The organism is Flavobacterium foetidum (assembly GCF_004634245.1).
GTDB classification, from domain to species: Bacteria; Bacteroidota; Bacteroidia; order Flavobacteriales; family Flavobacteriaceae; genus Flavobacterium; species Flavobacterium foetidum.
Genome location: NZ_SJTF01000001.1, coordinates 385,458 through 398,664, shown reverse-complemented (window position 1 = coordinate 398,664; position 13,207 = coordinate 385,458). Strand labels below are relative to the sequence as shown.

15 protein-coding genes are annotated in these 13,207 nt (G+C 33.3%); 9 read left to right on the top strand and 6 right to left on the bottom strand.

Going from position 1 to position 13,207, the window contains the following annotated elements:
* Window positions 1-9: 9 nt before the first annotated feature.
* From E0W73_RS01730 to nadC, 3 genes are all read right to left on the bottom strand, one after another.
* Window positions 10-441: a DUF2147 domain-containing protein gene (locus E0W73_RS01730; protein WP_135220359.1), complete on the bottom strand. Its 432-nt coding sequence runs from the start codon at window positions 439-441 to the stop codon at window positions 10-12.
* 1 nt (window position 442) lies between these two features.
* Entirely contained in the window at window positions 443-1,366 is a 924-nt protein-coding gene (locus E0W73_RS01725) for a YihY/virulence factor BrkB family protein (protein WP_135220358.1), read from the bottom strand.
* Between the two features lie 105 nt (window positions 1,367-1,471).
* Window positions 1,472-2,329: a carboxylating nicotinate-nucleotide diphosphorylase gene (nadC, locus tag E0W73_RS01720; protein WP_135220357.1), complete on the bottom strand. Its 858-nt coding sequence runs from the start codon at window positions 2,327-2,329 to the stop codon at window positions 1,472-1,474.
* A gap of 414 nt (window positions 2,330-2,743) precedes the next feature.
* Between nadC and E0W73_RS01715 the strand changes: the two genes are divergently transcribed.
* From E0W73_RS01715 to rlmH, 7 genes are all read left to right on the top strand, one after another.
* Window positions 2,744-3,844 carry a DNA alkylation repair protein gene (locus E0W73_RS01715; RefSeq protein WP_135220356.1) on the top strand — a complete coding sequence of 367 codons (1,101 nt, stop codon included), beginning with the start codon at window positions 2,744-2,746 and terminating at the stop codon, window positions 3,842-3,844.
* A 295-nt stretch (window positions 3,845-4,139) separates the two neighbouring features.
* Entirely contained in the window at window positions 4,140-5,021 is an 882-nt protein-coding gene (locus tag E0W73_RS01710) for a pirin family protein (protein ID WP_135220355.1), read from the top strand.
* A 2-nt stretch (window positions 5,022-5,023) separates the two neighbouring features.
* Complete coding sequence (locus E0W73_RS01705) at window positions 5,024-5,419, top strand: OsmC family protein (RefSeq protein WP_135220354.1); 396 nt, start codon at window positions 5,024-5,026, stop codon at window positions 5,417-5,419.
* A gap of 5 nt (window positions 5,420-5,424) precedes the next feature.
* On the top strand, window positions 5,425-5,709 hold the full coding sequence (locus E0W73_RS01700; RefSeq protein WP_135220353.1) for a GNAT family N-acetyltransferase: 285 nt from the start codon (window positions 5,425-5,427) through the stop codon (window positions 5,707-5,709).
* 380 nt (window positions 5,710-6,089) lie between these two features.
* Window positions 6,090-7,505, top strand: coding sequence for an amidohydrolase family protein (locus E0W73_RS01695; protein ID WP_135220352.1), 1,416 nt, complete (start codon window positions 6,090-6,092; stop codon window positions 7,503-7,505).
* A 163-nt stretch (window positions 7,506-7,668) separates the two neighbouring features.
* Window positions 7,669-7,935: an antibiotic biosynthesis monooxygenase family protein gene (locus tag E0W73_RS01690; RefSeq protein ID WP_244248411.1), complete on the top strand. Its 267-nt coding sequence runs from the start codon at window positions 7,669-7,671 to the stop codon at window positions 7,933-7,935.
* Window positions 7,936-8,104: 169 nt separating this feature from the next.
* Window positions 8,105-8,578 (top strand): 23S rRNA (pseudouridine(1915)-N(3))-methyltransferase RlmH, encoded by a 474-nt coding sequence (gene rlmH, locus E0W73_RS01685; RefSeq protein WP_135220351.1) that lies wholly within the window; start codon window positions 8,105-8,107, stop codon window positions 8,576-8,578.
* Between the two features lie 37 nt (window positions 8,579-8,615).
* On the opposite strand, the gene E0W73_RS01680 is transcribed toward rlmH, so the two are convergent.
* The 3 genes from E0W73_RS01680 to folP all read right to left on the bottom strand — a co-directional run bounded on the left by E0W73_RS01680 (window position 8,616) and on the right by folP (window position 11,016).
* A complete protein-coding gene (locus tag E0W73_RS01680) occupies window positions 8,616-9,251 on the bottom strand; it encodes a hypothetical protein (protein ID WP_135220350.1) in 636 nt (211 codons plus the stop codon).
* Window positions 9,252-9,556: 305 nt separating this feature from the next.
* Complete coding sequence (locus E0W73_RS01675; RefSeq protein WP_135220349.1) at window positions 9,557-10,174, bottom strand: hypothetical protein; 618 nt, start codon at window positions 10,172-10,174, stop codon at window positions 9,557-9,559.
* A 5-nt stretch (window positions 10,175-10,179) separates the two neighbouring features.
* Window positions 10,180-11,016 (bottom strand): dihydropteroate synthase, encoded by an 837-nt coding sequence (gene folP, locus E0W73_RS01670; protein WP_135220348.1) that lies wholly within the window; start codon window positions 11,014-11,016, stop codon window positions 10,180-10,182.
* Between the two features lie 247 nt (window positions 11,017-11,263).
* Between folP and E0W73_RS01665 the strand changes: the two genes are divergently transcribed.
* Both E0W73_RS01665 and E0W73_RS01660 read left to right on the top strand, forming a co-directional pair.
* On the top strand, window positions 11,264-11,803 hold the full coding sequence (locus E0W73_RS01665) for a DUF1599 domain-containing protein (RefSeq protein ID WP_135220347.1): 540 nt from the start codon (window positions 11,264-11,266) through the stop codon (window positions 11,801-11,803).
* Window positions 11,804-11,882: 79 nt separating this feature from the next.
* The gene (locus E0W73_RS01660; protein ID WP_135220346.1) at window positions 11,883-13,004 is read left to right on the top strand and encodes a BT_3928 family protein; all 1,122 of its coding nucleotides are present in this window, start codon (window positions 11,883-11,885) and stop codon (window positions 13,002-13,004) included.
* Window positions 13,005-13,207: the final 203 nt, after the last annotated feature.

Sequence of the window (13,207 nt, the reverse complement as noted above, 5' to 3'; positions counted from 1 at the left end):
ATTTTTAAGTTAGTTTTTTACACGTGACCAGTACTGTGTTCTGCCCATAAGAGAAACACCTACATAACCGCGAAGTTTTAGTTTGTCTGGAGACTCTAATGTGATATAACATTTGTATTTTTTACCGCTTGTAGGGTCTAAAATAGTCCCTCCATTGTATTCTGAAACATCTTTTTTAAGACCGTTCATAATAACCATTCCTAAAATTGGTTTATTTTTATCTGCACCTTCACATTTTGTGCAAAGATCTTTTTTATGACTTTCGCGAAGAATATCTACTACTTTTCCATACACTTTTCCAGATTTTTCATAAATCTCTACAATTGACTTTGCTTCTCCGGTTTCATCATCAATAGTTTTCCACTTTCCGATAACACCTTGAGCCTGCACAGAAGACAAAGCGAATAAAAATACACCGATTGTTAACATCCAATTTTTCATATCATTTTTCTTTTTTTTGTTTTAATTTTCTGATAGAAGCATTCAGTTCGAACCCTAAAAGCAGAATCATACAGTTTATCCAAATATAAAACATTAGAATCAATAAAGTTCCAATTGAACCATAAAGTTCGTTATATTTTGAAAATTTTATAACCCAAATCCCAAAAAAGAATGAAGATATAACAATTAACACTGTTGTAAAAACAGAGCCAATACTAATAAAAGGCACTTTATTGTATTGTTTTGTTCCATAACGCAATAATATTGAAGTTGTTATCAAAATCATTAATATAACAAACAAATAACGCCCCAAAATAATAAGCGGAATTCTGTCGCTTAATACATCCTGAATAATCGTTTTTTGAATAAATACCTCAAAAACAACTATTGTTGCCACTGTAACAAACAAAATAACTGTCATTACAAGTGAAATAGCAAGTGCAACCAAATATTGCCTAAAAAAGCCTCTTTTATCAAAAACATGCTTAGACGATTCGAAACCACTTAAAATTCCGTTGATGCCATTAGCCATCAAAAAAATAGAAAGCAAAAATCCCGAAGACAATAAGCCCGAATGACTGTTGTTTAAGATATCGCTGATGATTTTGCTTATGGCATCAAAAGTATTAGGAGGCACGCTCTGCTGCACGAACTGTAGAAAATCTTCCTGAAAATTCTCTATTGGAATAAACGGAATTAAGTTCAGAATGAATAGTGCAAATGGAAACAATGCCATAAAAAAGCTAAAAGAAACTGCACTGGCATGATACGAAAATGCACCTTCAAGAATTCCTAAAGTATACATTTCAAGCAAATCATACAGCGAGAAACCTTCTAGCCATGGCAATTTTATTGTTTTTAAAAGTCGGGCGAGATTACGTATTATTGGCAGTTTCTCTATCCGAGCTTCTATCTCTTGCGACATATCTTTTTGATTTTAGATTGTTGAGTTTAAATTTTAGATTTACACCTAAGTCGACTTTATTTCAGAACCAAACTCATAACTTATAACTCAAAACTCTTAACTCCCCTAAAAAGCTTTCAAACTCAAATCCATATTATAAACAGAATGTGTTAAAGCTCCAGACGAAATATAATTAACACCGCACAAAGCATATTCACGGATTGTTTTTTCGTTGATGTTTCCCGAAGATTCTGTTTGGCATTTTGTACCAATCAAATTTACTGCAGTTTTAGTGTCTTCGTAATTAAAATTGTCAATCAAGATTCTATGAACACCATCGCTTAAAAGAATCTCTCTAATTTCATCTAGATTACGAGCTTCTACAATAATCTTTAAGTCTAGCTTATTTTCTTTTAAATATTCTTTTGTTTTGGCAATTGCACGAGTAATTCCTCCTGCAAAATCAATATGATTATCTTTTAGCATTACCATATCATAAAGAGCAAAACGGTGATTTTCTCCTCCGCCAATTTTTACTGCCCATTTTTCTGCTACTCTAAAATTCGGTGTTGTTTTTCGAGTGTCCAAAATTTTAGCTCCAGTTCCTTCTAAAAGCTGTGCATATTGATTCGTTTTAGTCGCAATTGCAGACATTCTCTGCATGGTATTCAAAACCACCCTTTCAGCTTTTAAAATAGATTGCGAACTTCCAGAAACTTCAAAAACGACTTGGCCATATTCTACATGCGTTCCGTCTTCTATATACGTTTTTACTTTTAGTTTTGGATCCACATATTCAAAAATCATTTTGGCAAGTTCAACGCCCGCGATTATTCCTTGGTCTTTTACCAATAATTTTGCCTGACCATGAGCCGTATCAGGAATACAAGCCAGTGAACTGTAATCTCCTCTGCCAACATCTTCTCTAATGGCATTGCTTATCAAAAGCTGCAACTCTGATTGAAACTGAACTTTACTTATCATTTTCTTATTTTTAATAATACGCTAAATTAGAATTTATTTTATGGAATTAAAAGTTTAGTTTTTGCGAAAAGTTTATTATTCGCTTTTGTAATACAGAAAACACCTCTTTTTTTTAACACATAGAAACAGAGTTGTACTTTGACTTTAAAAAGCGTTTCACTTGCAGAAATACACATAGCTTTAACTGCAATCTATGTGTTAAAATCTAGATTTTTTCTAAATTCTTTAGTTGCGCTAAATATAAAATCTATGTTTCTATGTGTTTAAAAAAAGATGCTTCAACAATTAAAACATTAAATATCTCTTTTTTAACCCTTAAGACAGTATGAAAAATAAAGTTACAATTCTTAACAAAACTTAACCTCTTAATAAGCGATCAATTAAATATCTTTGAGGTTTATTCAAACAAAAATCATGGGATTAATTAAAGATATTTACTCAGTTTCTTTTTACGAAAATTTCAGCAAGGCTGTCGCTGAAGTTTATCCAACATTCGAAAAACAAAAATTCATCGACGCCATTTTTGATGAGAATTTTGCGCAAAAAGAATGGAAAGAAAGAATGAAACATACTACTGTTGTTTTTCATCAGTTTATGCCACAAAATTTTCCAGAAGCCGTTGCTTTAATTGATAAAATCATAGATAATCTAAGAAAAAACAACTTTGCCGACAGTAATTTGGCTTTTATTTTCTTTGCTGATTATATCGAAATGTACGGTTTAGAAGATTTTGAAACTTCAAAAAAAGCCTTTGTTTCTGTTACCCAATTTATTAGTTGTGAATTTGCCGTTCGTCCTTTCATTTTAAAATACAAAGAACAAATGATTGATGAAATGATCAAATGGTCCTTGCATGAAAATCATCATGTGCGTCGTTTGGCTAGCGAAGGCTCACGTCCGAGATTACCGTGGGCAATGGCGATTCCGTTTTTGAAGAAAGATCCCTCTTCTATTCTTCCAATTTTAGAAAATCTAAAAAACGATCCTTCCGAATATGTTCGAAGAAGTGTTGCCAATAATTTAAATGATATTGCCAAAGATAATCCGCAGATTGTATTAGAAATCGCATCCAAATGGAAAGGACAAAGCAAAGAAACCGACGGAATTATCAAACATGGATGCCGAACTTTATTAAAACAAGGACATCCGGAAATCCTGAGTCATTATGGTTTAGAAAGCAGTAATATTGAACTTTCATCTTTCGAAATTAAAACACCGACTGTAAAAATTGGAGATTATCTTCAGTTCCAATTTCATTTAAATAATAAAAATGAAGAACCAAAAACGGTTCGTTTAGAATACGCTGTCCATTATAAAAAAGCAAAAGGACATCTGGCAAAAAAAGTCTTTAAAATCAGTGAGAAAATCTATCATCCGAATCAATTGATTAAGATTGAAAGAAATCAGTCTTTTAAATTGATTACGACTCGAGTTTTTTATACGGGAGTTCATCAACTGTCGATTATTATTAATGGAACGGAGAGTGAAGTTTTGGAGTTTGAATTGATTGATTAATGTAATGAGTTTTCACATTTTTGTTATTTCGACGAAGGAGACCCGAGCGATAGCGAACAGGCGAAGCAAATCTCCACAAGTAGCTCCGCAAAGTAAAGCGCCAATCTTTGTAGAATCCCGAGTGCGATTTCTCCTTCGTCGAAATGACAAACAAGACTATGTAAAAGAAGCGTTTGAATTATTCTACATTTTCCCTACTTTTATAGCTAACACAAAAAACAAGCTTTCTTAACCTAAATTAAGTTACAGATTTCTATCACAACTGTAATTTTGTTTTCAAATCAAATAATACCACATGTCAAATATCAGTTTAATTATCGAAGAACGTGCTGCCAATATTGGCAACTTTATGGTAGGTCGTTTATTGCCTTTCCGTGAAAAAAGAGCTGTCGGACCATTTGTATTTATCGACCATATGGGACCTGCGCATTTAAGTGACCATGAAAATATGGATGTCCCGCCGCATCCGCATATCGGACTTTCAACTTTGACATTTTTGTTTGAAGGAAGCATTATGCACCGAGACAGTTTAGGAACCGAACTGGAAATAAAACCAGGCGCCGTAAACTGGATGACCGCCGGAAAAGGAATCGTTCATTCTGAAAGAACTCCTGAATATTTAAGACATTCAGACAAAATGCTTCACGGATTACAAATCTGGGTGGCACTTCCAAAAGAGTTAGAACAAATGGAACCTAATTTTACCCATGTTGAAGCAGACGATATTCCGGCTTGGGAAGAAGATAGCGTTTCGTACAAATTAATAGCTGGCGAAGCTTTTGGCAAAAAATCTCCAGTTCCAGTTTATAGTCCGTTGTATTTTATTGAAATCAAGAGTAAGGAAGCTAAGAAAATCAATATCGGACAACATTTATTTGGCGAAAGCGGTTTATACATTTTGGATGGAAGCATCAAAAATGGAGAGCATACATACGATCCACGACAAATTCTGATTACAACTGAAGCCTCTCTTTGTGAATTTGAAATTGCTGCAAATTCAACTGTATATCTTTTTGGTGGAGAGCCGTTTCCTGAAGAGCATTTTATCTTTTGGAACTTTGTTTCATCAGACAAAAACCTCATCGAAAAAGCTAAAAAAGACTGGACAGAACAGACTTTCCCAAAAGTTCCAGGCGAAACTGAATTTGTACCATTACCAGAACCAAGAATCAAATAATTATGGATACCGTTAAAGCAACAATCGATACCAGAAAATATCGTACAGAAATAACCTCTAAAACCGGTAATATTTTAATTTCGGACGAACCACAAGAAATGGGCGGAAAAAATTTAGGTTTTAGTCCTTTTGAACTTCTAGCGTCATCTCTTGCCTCTTGTACACTAATTACCTTGAGAATGTATATTGACCGTAAAGCTTGGGATGTACCTGAACTTTCTATCTGGGTAGATTTTGAAAAAAACGAAGAGCATACGGTTTCTTTATTTTCAACGAAAATCTTGATTACAGGAAATGTAGACGACACACAAAAACAACGCATTTTGAAAATCGCAAACAGTTGTCCTGTTCATAAAACACTTAAAAACACAATCGAAATAAAAACTTCTTTAGTATAAAAAATATGGAAATTCAACAAATTAACGATATAAAAAAAGGTCATTTTGAAGCAATAGAAGACGGAAAAGAAGCTGGAAAAATGACCTACACCTGGGCTGGAGATTCAAAATTTATCATTGACCACACCGAAGTAAGTCCTGAATTTAACGGAAAAGGCGTTGGTAAAAAACTGGTTTTGGCTGCTGTAGACTATGCTCGAAATAACAATCTGAAAATTATCCCACTTTGTCCTTTTGCTAAAAGCGTTTTTGATAAGGTTGAGGAAATTCGTGATGTACTTTTTTCTTAAAGGTGCTGAGATACTAAGATGCTAAGGTCCTAAGTTTTTTTTAACCGCAAGGAACGCGAAGAATTACGCAAAGTTCGCAAAGTTTTTTTTTAGATAAAGCTTTGCTAACTTTGCGTTTATACTAAGCTCAGTAAATAATAAAACCTTGCGCTCTTTACGGTAAAACTCACCACAGCAAAAAAATAACCGCAAGGCACACAAAGAATTACGCAAAGTTCGCAAAGTTTTTTCACACAGAGCTTTGCGAACTTTTGCGTTTATATTAAGCCTCACATATCAAAAAACCTTGCGCTCTTTGCGGTAAAAATTCAACTCAACGAAATTCGATTTTCAAATTTTCGCAGAAAATCGTATATTTGCGCGTAATTTAATCTTAGAGTATGACAAGAATAATTACACTTTTCTGCATTTTTATGGCGCAAATCGGCTTTTCTCAATCGGCTGCCAGTTATTTAGAAAAAATCAGAAATAATGAAGCGCTCTTAACCGCTTTCTTCCAACAAATGCCTAAAGGAGGCGATTTACACCATCATTTTTCTGGATCAGTTTATGCAGAACCGCTTTTAGAAAGAGCAATTGCAGAAGATTTTTATTTGAATCTGGAAACTATGGCAGTTTCTAAAACCAAACCTGCAAACGGAAACTGGGAAAACTTCTCTTCTCTTAAAAACAACGGAAAATTAGAATACTACGAACAACAGGTCATGCAGACTTGGTCGATTAAAGATTATAATGGTTCTGTACCTTCTGACGACCAGTTCTTTGATTCTTTCATAAAATTCGAACCTACGATTCAAGGTCATTTTGCAGAAGGAATGCTGGAATTAAAAAAACGTGCTATAGCTGAAAATGTCCTTTATATCGAAACACAATTATCAACGATTCCGTGTAACATGAATGTTTCGGATCTGACTGATTTCAATACAAAACTTCGCGAAGCTTCTGCTCAAAAAGATGAAAAAGCGGTTCTAAAACTTTTGGATGAATTGTATAAATCACTTCAGAAAAAAGACGCTAAAAAATATGCTGAAGATTTCAATACTAATTTCATAGCTAAACTTCACAAAGACCTCAAAATGGATGACGAAAACTTCACCATGCGTTACCAAAACTTTGTCCTTCGTTTTATGGAACCTGTAGATTTATTCAAAAACCTGGTTATTGCTTTTATTTCGTCAAGCGAAAGTAAATTGACAGCTGGTGTAAACATCGTTTCTCCGGAGCACGGTCAAACTTCTATGAAAGATTACTGGCTTCACATGGTGATGTTTAAATACTGTCATTCAAAATTTCCAGATGTAAAATATACCCTTCACGCAGGCGAATTGACTTTAGGTTTGGTTCAGCCGGAAGAATTGACTTGGCACATCAACGATGCCATTTATGTTGCAGGCGCTAACAGAATTGGTCATGGAGTGGATATCGCTTATGAAGCCAACTCGTATGATTTATTGAAATATATGGCTCAAAAAAACATTCCGATTGAAATTAATCTGGCAAGTAACGAATTCATTTTGAGAGTAAAAGAAAATAGACATCCATTTACGCTTTATAAAGAATTTAATGTGCCAATTGTAATCAGCACAGACGATGCGGGAATATTAAGAAGCAATATGACCGAGCAATATGTTTTATTAGCCAAAAGATATCCTGATGTGAATTACGAAACAATAAAAAAATACGTTTATAATAGCATCAATTACAGTTTTATTCAGGGCGAATCGGTTAAAAAACAATTGATTAAAGATTTAGACAATCGTTTTAAGACTTTTGAAGCGAAGTTTTCTAAAAACTAATCTGTGTGAGATTGCACGCAGATTTTAAACAGATTTAAGCTGATTAACGCAGATTCTTTTGTTCAAAATATTATAAAAATAAAATCTGCCGAATCTGCTAAATCTGCGAGAGTATAATTTCTCCCGCAGATCAAGCAGATCAAGCAGATAAAATTAATTTACCATGATTTTAGAAAGTGCATTTCTTTATGTAAAACCGGAATTAGCAAATCAATTTGAAGCTGATTTTGCAAAAGCAAGTCAATACATTTCATCAATCGATGGTTATTTAGGACATCGTTTGGAAAAATGCTTGGAAGTCGAAAATAAATATCTTTTATTAGTCGATTGGAATACTTTAGAAGATCACACAGTTGGTTTCAGAACTTCTGAAGCGTACTTAGAATGGAAGAAGATTTTACACCATTATTCGAACCTTTTCCAATTGTAGAACATTTTGAAACGGTTTTCGAGAATAAAAAATAGTTTTTTTAGCCACAGATTTAAAGAATTAAAAGGATTTTTTAATCCACTTAAAACAAATCTGTGGAAATCTTTTTAATCTGTGGCAAAAAATAAATTCGTGCTAATTAGTGCAATTAGTGGCAAAAACAAAACCAATGAACATCAAACTTATCGCAATAGGCAAAACAGATAACAAATCACTTCAAACTCTGATTGACGATTATACCAAACGTTTGTCGTTTTACATCAAATTTGAATTGGAAATCATTCCCGACATCAAAAATGCAAAGAACTTATCTGAAAGTCAGCAGAAAGAAAAAGAAGGTGAACTAATTTTATCCAAACTTTCGCCAACCGACCAATTAATTTTATTGGACGAAAACGGAAAAACATTCTCCAGTGTTGGTTTCTCAGAAGAATTACAAAAAAAGATGAATTCTGGCGTCAAAACACTAGTTTTCGTAATTGGCGGACCTTATGGTTTCTCTGAAACCGTTTATAAAAAAGCACAGGGAAAAGTTTCGCTTTCGCTGATGACGTTCTCACATCAAATGGTTCGATTGTTTTTTATCGAACAATTGTACCGCGGCTTTACGATTTTACGAAACGAACCTTATCATCATCAGTAGAAAAACAGTGTTCAGTCTCAGTTTTAAGTGTTCAGTTTTAAAAAATGTACTCTACTGGAAGTTTGTCGAGATTGCAAGTCACTTCTTTTTGCAATAAGATTTTATATTGGAGATATTCTTCATAACTCATATCCTTATCAAACAAAAACACTAAATCTGGCACTCTTTGAAATTTAATACTGTAAAAATGTTGTAATATTTCTGAGATTTTTATTTCCTTACCTGCCATAAAAACCTGTTGTTTTCTTCCTTTTTTAAAGTAAACCACAAAATTTCCTGGACCAGGTTTCTCCATTTTATAAAACACTTTCGTGAAAGGCAGAAAAGCTAAATTCTTTCCAATAGAATCTGCATAAGAATAATAGTTTTCAGATTCTTCATTCTGATGCATTTTCTCGTTTCGCTTTTTATCCTGCATTTTCATTACCTGCGGAATCACTAATTTCAAAGGAATGCGTTTGTCTACATTGAAAATCCAATTGGTAGAAATGATGGCGCTTTTTCGATTTAAATCAGCGATGGTATCTTTTCCTTCTTTTTTAAAAAAAATATAAATAGACGAATGATCTTGTATATCTTTTACAATCGAAATGTTTGATTTTGGCAACAAAACATCTTCTTTTTTCCCGCAGGAAAATAAAAGGCAAATTACAAGTAGAGAAAAGTATTTCATTTTAAAACTGTATTAATTTTTATCATATGAACACAATATTGGTTCATTTCTTTTAAAAAACATTTATCATATATAGGTAATTGGGAACTCAAAACGGTATCCATGCCACATTGCAGACAAACTGTCGTTTCGCCTATTTTTTCTTTATCCGTTCATTTATCTTTTGACATAAAAAACTTTTTCACAATGAAAACATCCACACAAATCTCGCCGTAAAATTTGTTCTTTATGTGAATAACTACCTTTATGTGATTTTTTTTTATAAAATCGACATCAAATTGATTTCTCCTTTTTCAGAATCAATATCATTTATGCTTTTTAAATTCGGGAATACAAAAACTTCCTGTTGCTCCGGAACTAAAGGTAAACACAACATTATCCTTATAAAACATTGTAGAACAATTATCTGAGTATTTTTTCTGGTCTTCTTTGTTAAGGTTTTTATCAAAAATCAAGTAGCTTAACACTCCCATTCCTTTATAACCATATTCAAGTCCTAAAGGATTTCCATTTGAGATTCCTATGCAATTTACATCATCCAGTTTGCTGTAAATTTCTTTAAAAGTATCATTATTCCAGTTCAATTTCTTTTTGACTTCCTCTAATGATGTTGTTTTAACATCGCTACGTTCAACTCCATCAGATTCTGTATAATCCTTAAAATCAACATCCCATTGTTGGAATAATGTTTCACCTTCACCTGGAACATTTGTTGGTTCGTAAACGGACAAATTAATATTATCCGAAGAATAATATCGTATACTAACTATGTAGCCTTTTGGAATTATTTTATCAAAATACTCTTTGAGTTCATTTATTTCCTTAGATTTCGCATTGTAATTTCTTCTTAAATCTGATGTATCTTTCTGATTGCAACTCAACAATGTTATTGTAATGAAAAAGAAATAGCTTATTTTTTTCATCCTTTTTAGATTGAAATAATAGAGTTCATTTTACCAGACAAAGTAACACATTCCACAGCTTCTTTCACGTCATGAACCCGAAGAATTTTTGCCCCTTTCATCAAAGCAATCGTATTCAGAAAAGTTGTTCCGTTTAAAGCTTCCTGAGGTGTTATACCTAGTGTTTTATAAATCATTGATTTTCTTGAAATACCAACTAAAACAGGCAAATTTAAAAGATTGAAAAGCTCCATTTTTTGCATGACTTCATAATTCTGATCGGTTGTTTTGGCAAAACCGAAACCCGGATCCAAAATCAAATCGTTGATTCCTAAAGTTCTTGCTTTTTGCACTTTTTCAGAAAAATAGAAAAGCATTTCTTTCACAATATCATCGTACTGCGTCAAACTTTGCATCGTCTGCGGATTTCCTCGCATGTGCATCATAATGTACGGAACGTTGTATTTGGCAATTACTTCAAACATTTTATCGTCCAATTCGCCTGCTGCAATATCATTTATAATCGCCGCACCGCTCTCTATACTCGCTTTGGCAACGGCTGCTCTAAAAGTATCAATGGATAATAATGCTTCCGGAAAATGCTTTAAAATCAATTCTATTGCAGGAACAATGCGGTCGATTTCTTCTTGTTCTGAAACAAATTCAGCACTTGGTTTGCTGGAATAAGCACCAATATCAATAAACGTCGCTCCTTCAGAAAGCATTTTATCAACTTGTGAAATAATCTCGTCTTCGTTTTTATATTTTCCTCCGTCAAAGAAAGAATTTGGCGTTACATTCAAAATCCCCATTACTTTTGGAATCGTTAAATCTATAAGCTCGCCTTTACAGTTAATAAACATTTGGTTTCAAGTTTTATTTGTTTAAAGTTTCAAGTTCATGCAGATTACGCAAGTTTGGGAACTTGACCCGAGGCTGAAAGCCGAACTGGCGAAGCAAACCTGAAACCTGAAACATTTTTTCAGTTTCAAGTTCTCAGTGTTAACAATTTGTTTAGAAAAAACTTGAAACAAAGCAAACCTGAAACTTGAAACTCTTAAAAAATTATCCTTATTTTTGAAGAAATTTTAGCAAATATACAGCATATAAATGAAGAATACTTCCGAAGAGTTTGATAATGTTATCACGGTTTGCCGTACGTTGTTTATCAATAAAATGAAAGATTACGGTAGTGCTTGGAGAATTTTGAGACTACCATCGCTTACTGATCAGATTTTCATAAAAGCGCAAAGAATAAGAAGTTTACAGGAAAATGAAGTCCGTAAAGTGGATGAAGATGAAAAAGGAGAATTCATTGGAATCATCAATTATTCTATTATGGCTCTGATTCAGTTAGAATTAGGCGTCGTGGACCAGCCGGATTTGGACGTTGAAAAAGCAACTGAATTGTACGATGCTAAAGTAAAATTGACCAAAGATTTGATGGAAGCCAAAAATCACGATTACGGAGAAGCGTGGCGCGATATGCGTGTAAGCTCATTAACTGATTTGATTTTGCAGAAATTGCTTCGTGTCAAACAAATCGAAGACAACAAAGGAAAAACAATAGTTTCTGAAGGAATTGATGCCAATTATCAGGATATGATTAATTACTCTGTTTTTGCTTTAATCTTAAATCCAATAAAATAATATTTAGCCACAAATTACACAAATTCCCACAAATTAATTAGTGTAGATTCGTGTAATTAGTGGCAGAAAAACTTTACCCATGAAAAACATTATTACCCAATTCTCCCGAATATTTGTCGGTGTATTATTTATAATTTCCGGATTAATCAAACTAAATGATCCAGTTGGATTCTCTTATAAATTGGCTGAATATTTTAGTGAGCCTGTTTTCAATATGCCTTTTTTAGAGCCATTGGCTTTAGGATTAGCCATCTTTTTAGTAATCTTAGAAGTCGTTTTGGGCGTAATGTTATTAGTAGGTTACAAAGCAACTCAGACCATTTGGGCGTTGTTGGTTTTAATCGTTTTCTTTACGTTTCTTACCTTCTACTCGGCTTACTTCAATGTGGTAAAAGATTGTGGATGCTTTGGCGATGCACTAAAATTAACTCCTTGGGAATCTTTCACAAAAGATGTCGTTTTGTTATTCTTTATTCTGATTTTATTCTTCAATAAAAAATTAATAAAACCTTTATTTTCAACTTCAGCGACCAACTTAGCAGTTTATGTGAGCGTTACTTTATCAGCATTTATGGCTTACTGGGTTTTAAACCATAATCCAATTAAGGATTTTCGTCCGTATAAAGTTGGAAACAATATCGAAAAAGGAATGGAAATTCCAGAAGGTGCTCCAAAATCTGTAGTTGAAATGATTTTTATCTACAAAGTAAATGGAGTTGATAAGGAATTTACAGAAAAAGACCTGATGAATATTCCTGAAGGCGCGACATTTGTAGACAGAAAAGACAAAATAATTTCTGAAGGTTACATTCCGCCAATCCACGATTTTACCATGACTAAAGACGATTCTGATTATAAAGACGAATTATTGAAGGAACCAAAATTAGTAATTTTTGTAACCTACGACTTGACGAAATCTGATCCAAAAGGAATGCAAAAGCTTTCTAAAGTAACAGCAGATGCACAAGCGAAAGGCTATAAAGTTATTGCTATGACTGCCTCTAATGCTGATGAAATTGCAAAAGCCAAAAAAGAATACGGCTTAAATATCGATTTCTATTTCTGCGACGCGACCACATTAAAAACAATCGAAAGAGCCAATCCGAGCATTGTAGTAGTACACAAAGGAACCATTGTGCAGAAATTGCATTATAACGATGTCGAAGATTTGAAGTTGTCTGATGTTGCATATAATCTATAACTCGTTGGGTGAAATTATTTTCAACACATAGAAACATAGTTTAACTAAACTTAAAAAAGGCGTTTCACTAGTCTAAATGCACATAGTTTAGCTATGTGTGGAAACTTGTTTCTTCCATTTTCTTTTTTCGGCACAAAAAACTATGCTTCTATGTGTTAAAATGCTTTTATTTTTTTATTACACCAAACGGGTAATCTATAATT

Excerpts from the sequence above, each read along its gene's own strand:
- E0W73_RS01695 (WP_135220352.1), top strand. The coding sequence starts at position 6,090 with ATGACAAGAATAATTACACTTTTCTGCATTTTTATGGCGCAAATCGGC.
- E0W73_RS01710 (WP_135220355.1), top strand. The coding sequence starts at position 4,140 with ATGTCAAATATCAGTTTAATTATCGAAGAACGTGCTGCCAATATTGGC.
- E0W73_RS01665 (WP_135220347.1), top strand. The coding sequence starts at position 11,264 with ATGAAGAATACTTCCGAAGAGTTTGATAATGTTATCACGGTTTGCCGT.
- E0W73_RS01715 (WP_135220356.1), top strand. The coding sequence starts at position 2,744 with ATGGGATTAATTAAAGATATTTACTCAGTTTCTTTTTACGAAAATTTC.
- nadC (WP_135220357.1), bottom strand. The coding sequence starts at position 2,329 with ATGATAAGTAAAGTTCAGTTTCAATCAGAGTTGCAGCTTTTGATAAGC.
- folP (WP_135220348.1), bottom strand. The coding sequence starts at position 11,016 with ATGTTTATTAACTGTAAAGGCGAGCTTATAGATTTAACGATTCCAAAA.
- rlmH (WP_135220351.1), top strand. The coding sequence starts at position 8,105 with ATGAACATCAAACTTATCGCAATAGGCAAAACAGATAACAAATCACTT.
- E0W73_RS01730 (WP_135220359.1), bottom strand. The coding sequence starts at position 441 with ATGAAAAATTGGATGTTAACAATCGGTGTATTTTTATTCGCTTTGTCT.
- E0W73_RS01675 (WP_135220349.1), bottom strand. The coding sequence starts at position 10,174 with ATGAAAAAAATAAGCTATTTCTTTTTCATTACAATAACATTGTTGAGT.
- E0W73_RS01725 (WP_135220358.1), bottom strand. The coding sequence starts at position 1,366 with ATGTCGCAAGAGATAGAAGCTCGGATAGAGAAACTGCCAATAATACGT.
- E0W73_RS01680 (WP_135220350.1), bottom strand. The coding sequence starts at position 9,251 with ATGAAATACTTTTCTCTACTTGTAATTTGCCTTTTATTTTCCTGCGGG.
- E0W73_RS01705 (WP_135220354.1), top strand. The coding sequence starts at position 5,024 with ATGGATACCGTTAAAGCAACAATCGATACCAGAAAATATCGTACAGAA.
- E0W73_RS01700 (WP_135220353.1), top strand. The coding sequence starts at position 5,425 with ATGGAAATTCAACAAATTAACGATATAAAAAAAGGTCATTTTGAAGCA.
- E0W73_RS01690 (WP_244248411.1), top strand. The coding sequence starts at position 7,669 with ATGATTTTAGAAAGTGCATTTCTTTATGTAAAACCGGAATTAGCAAAT.
- E0W73_RS01660 (WP_135220346.1), top strand. The coding sequence starts at position 11,883 with ATGAAAAACATTATTACCCAATTCTCCCGAATATTTGTCGGTGTATTA.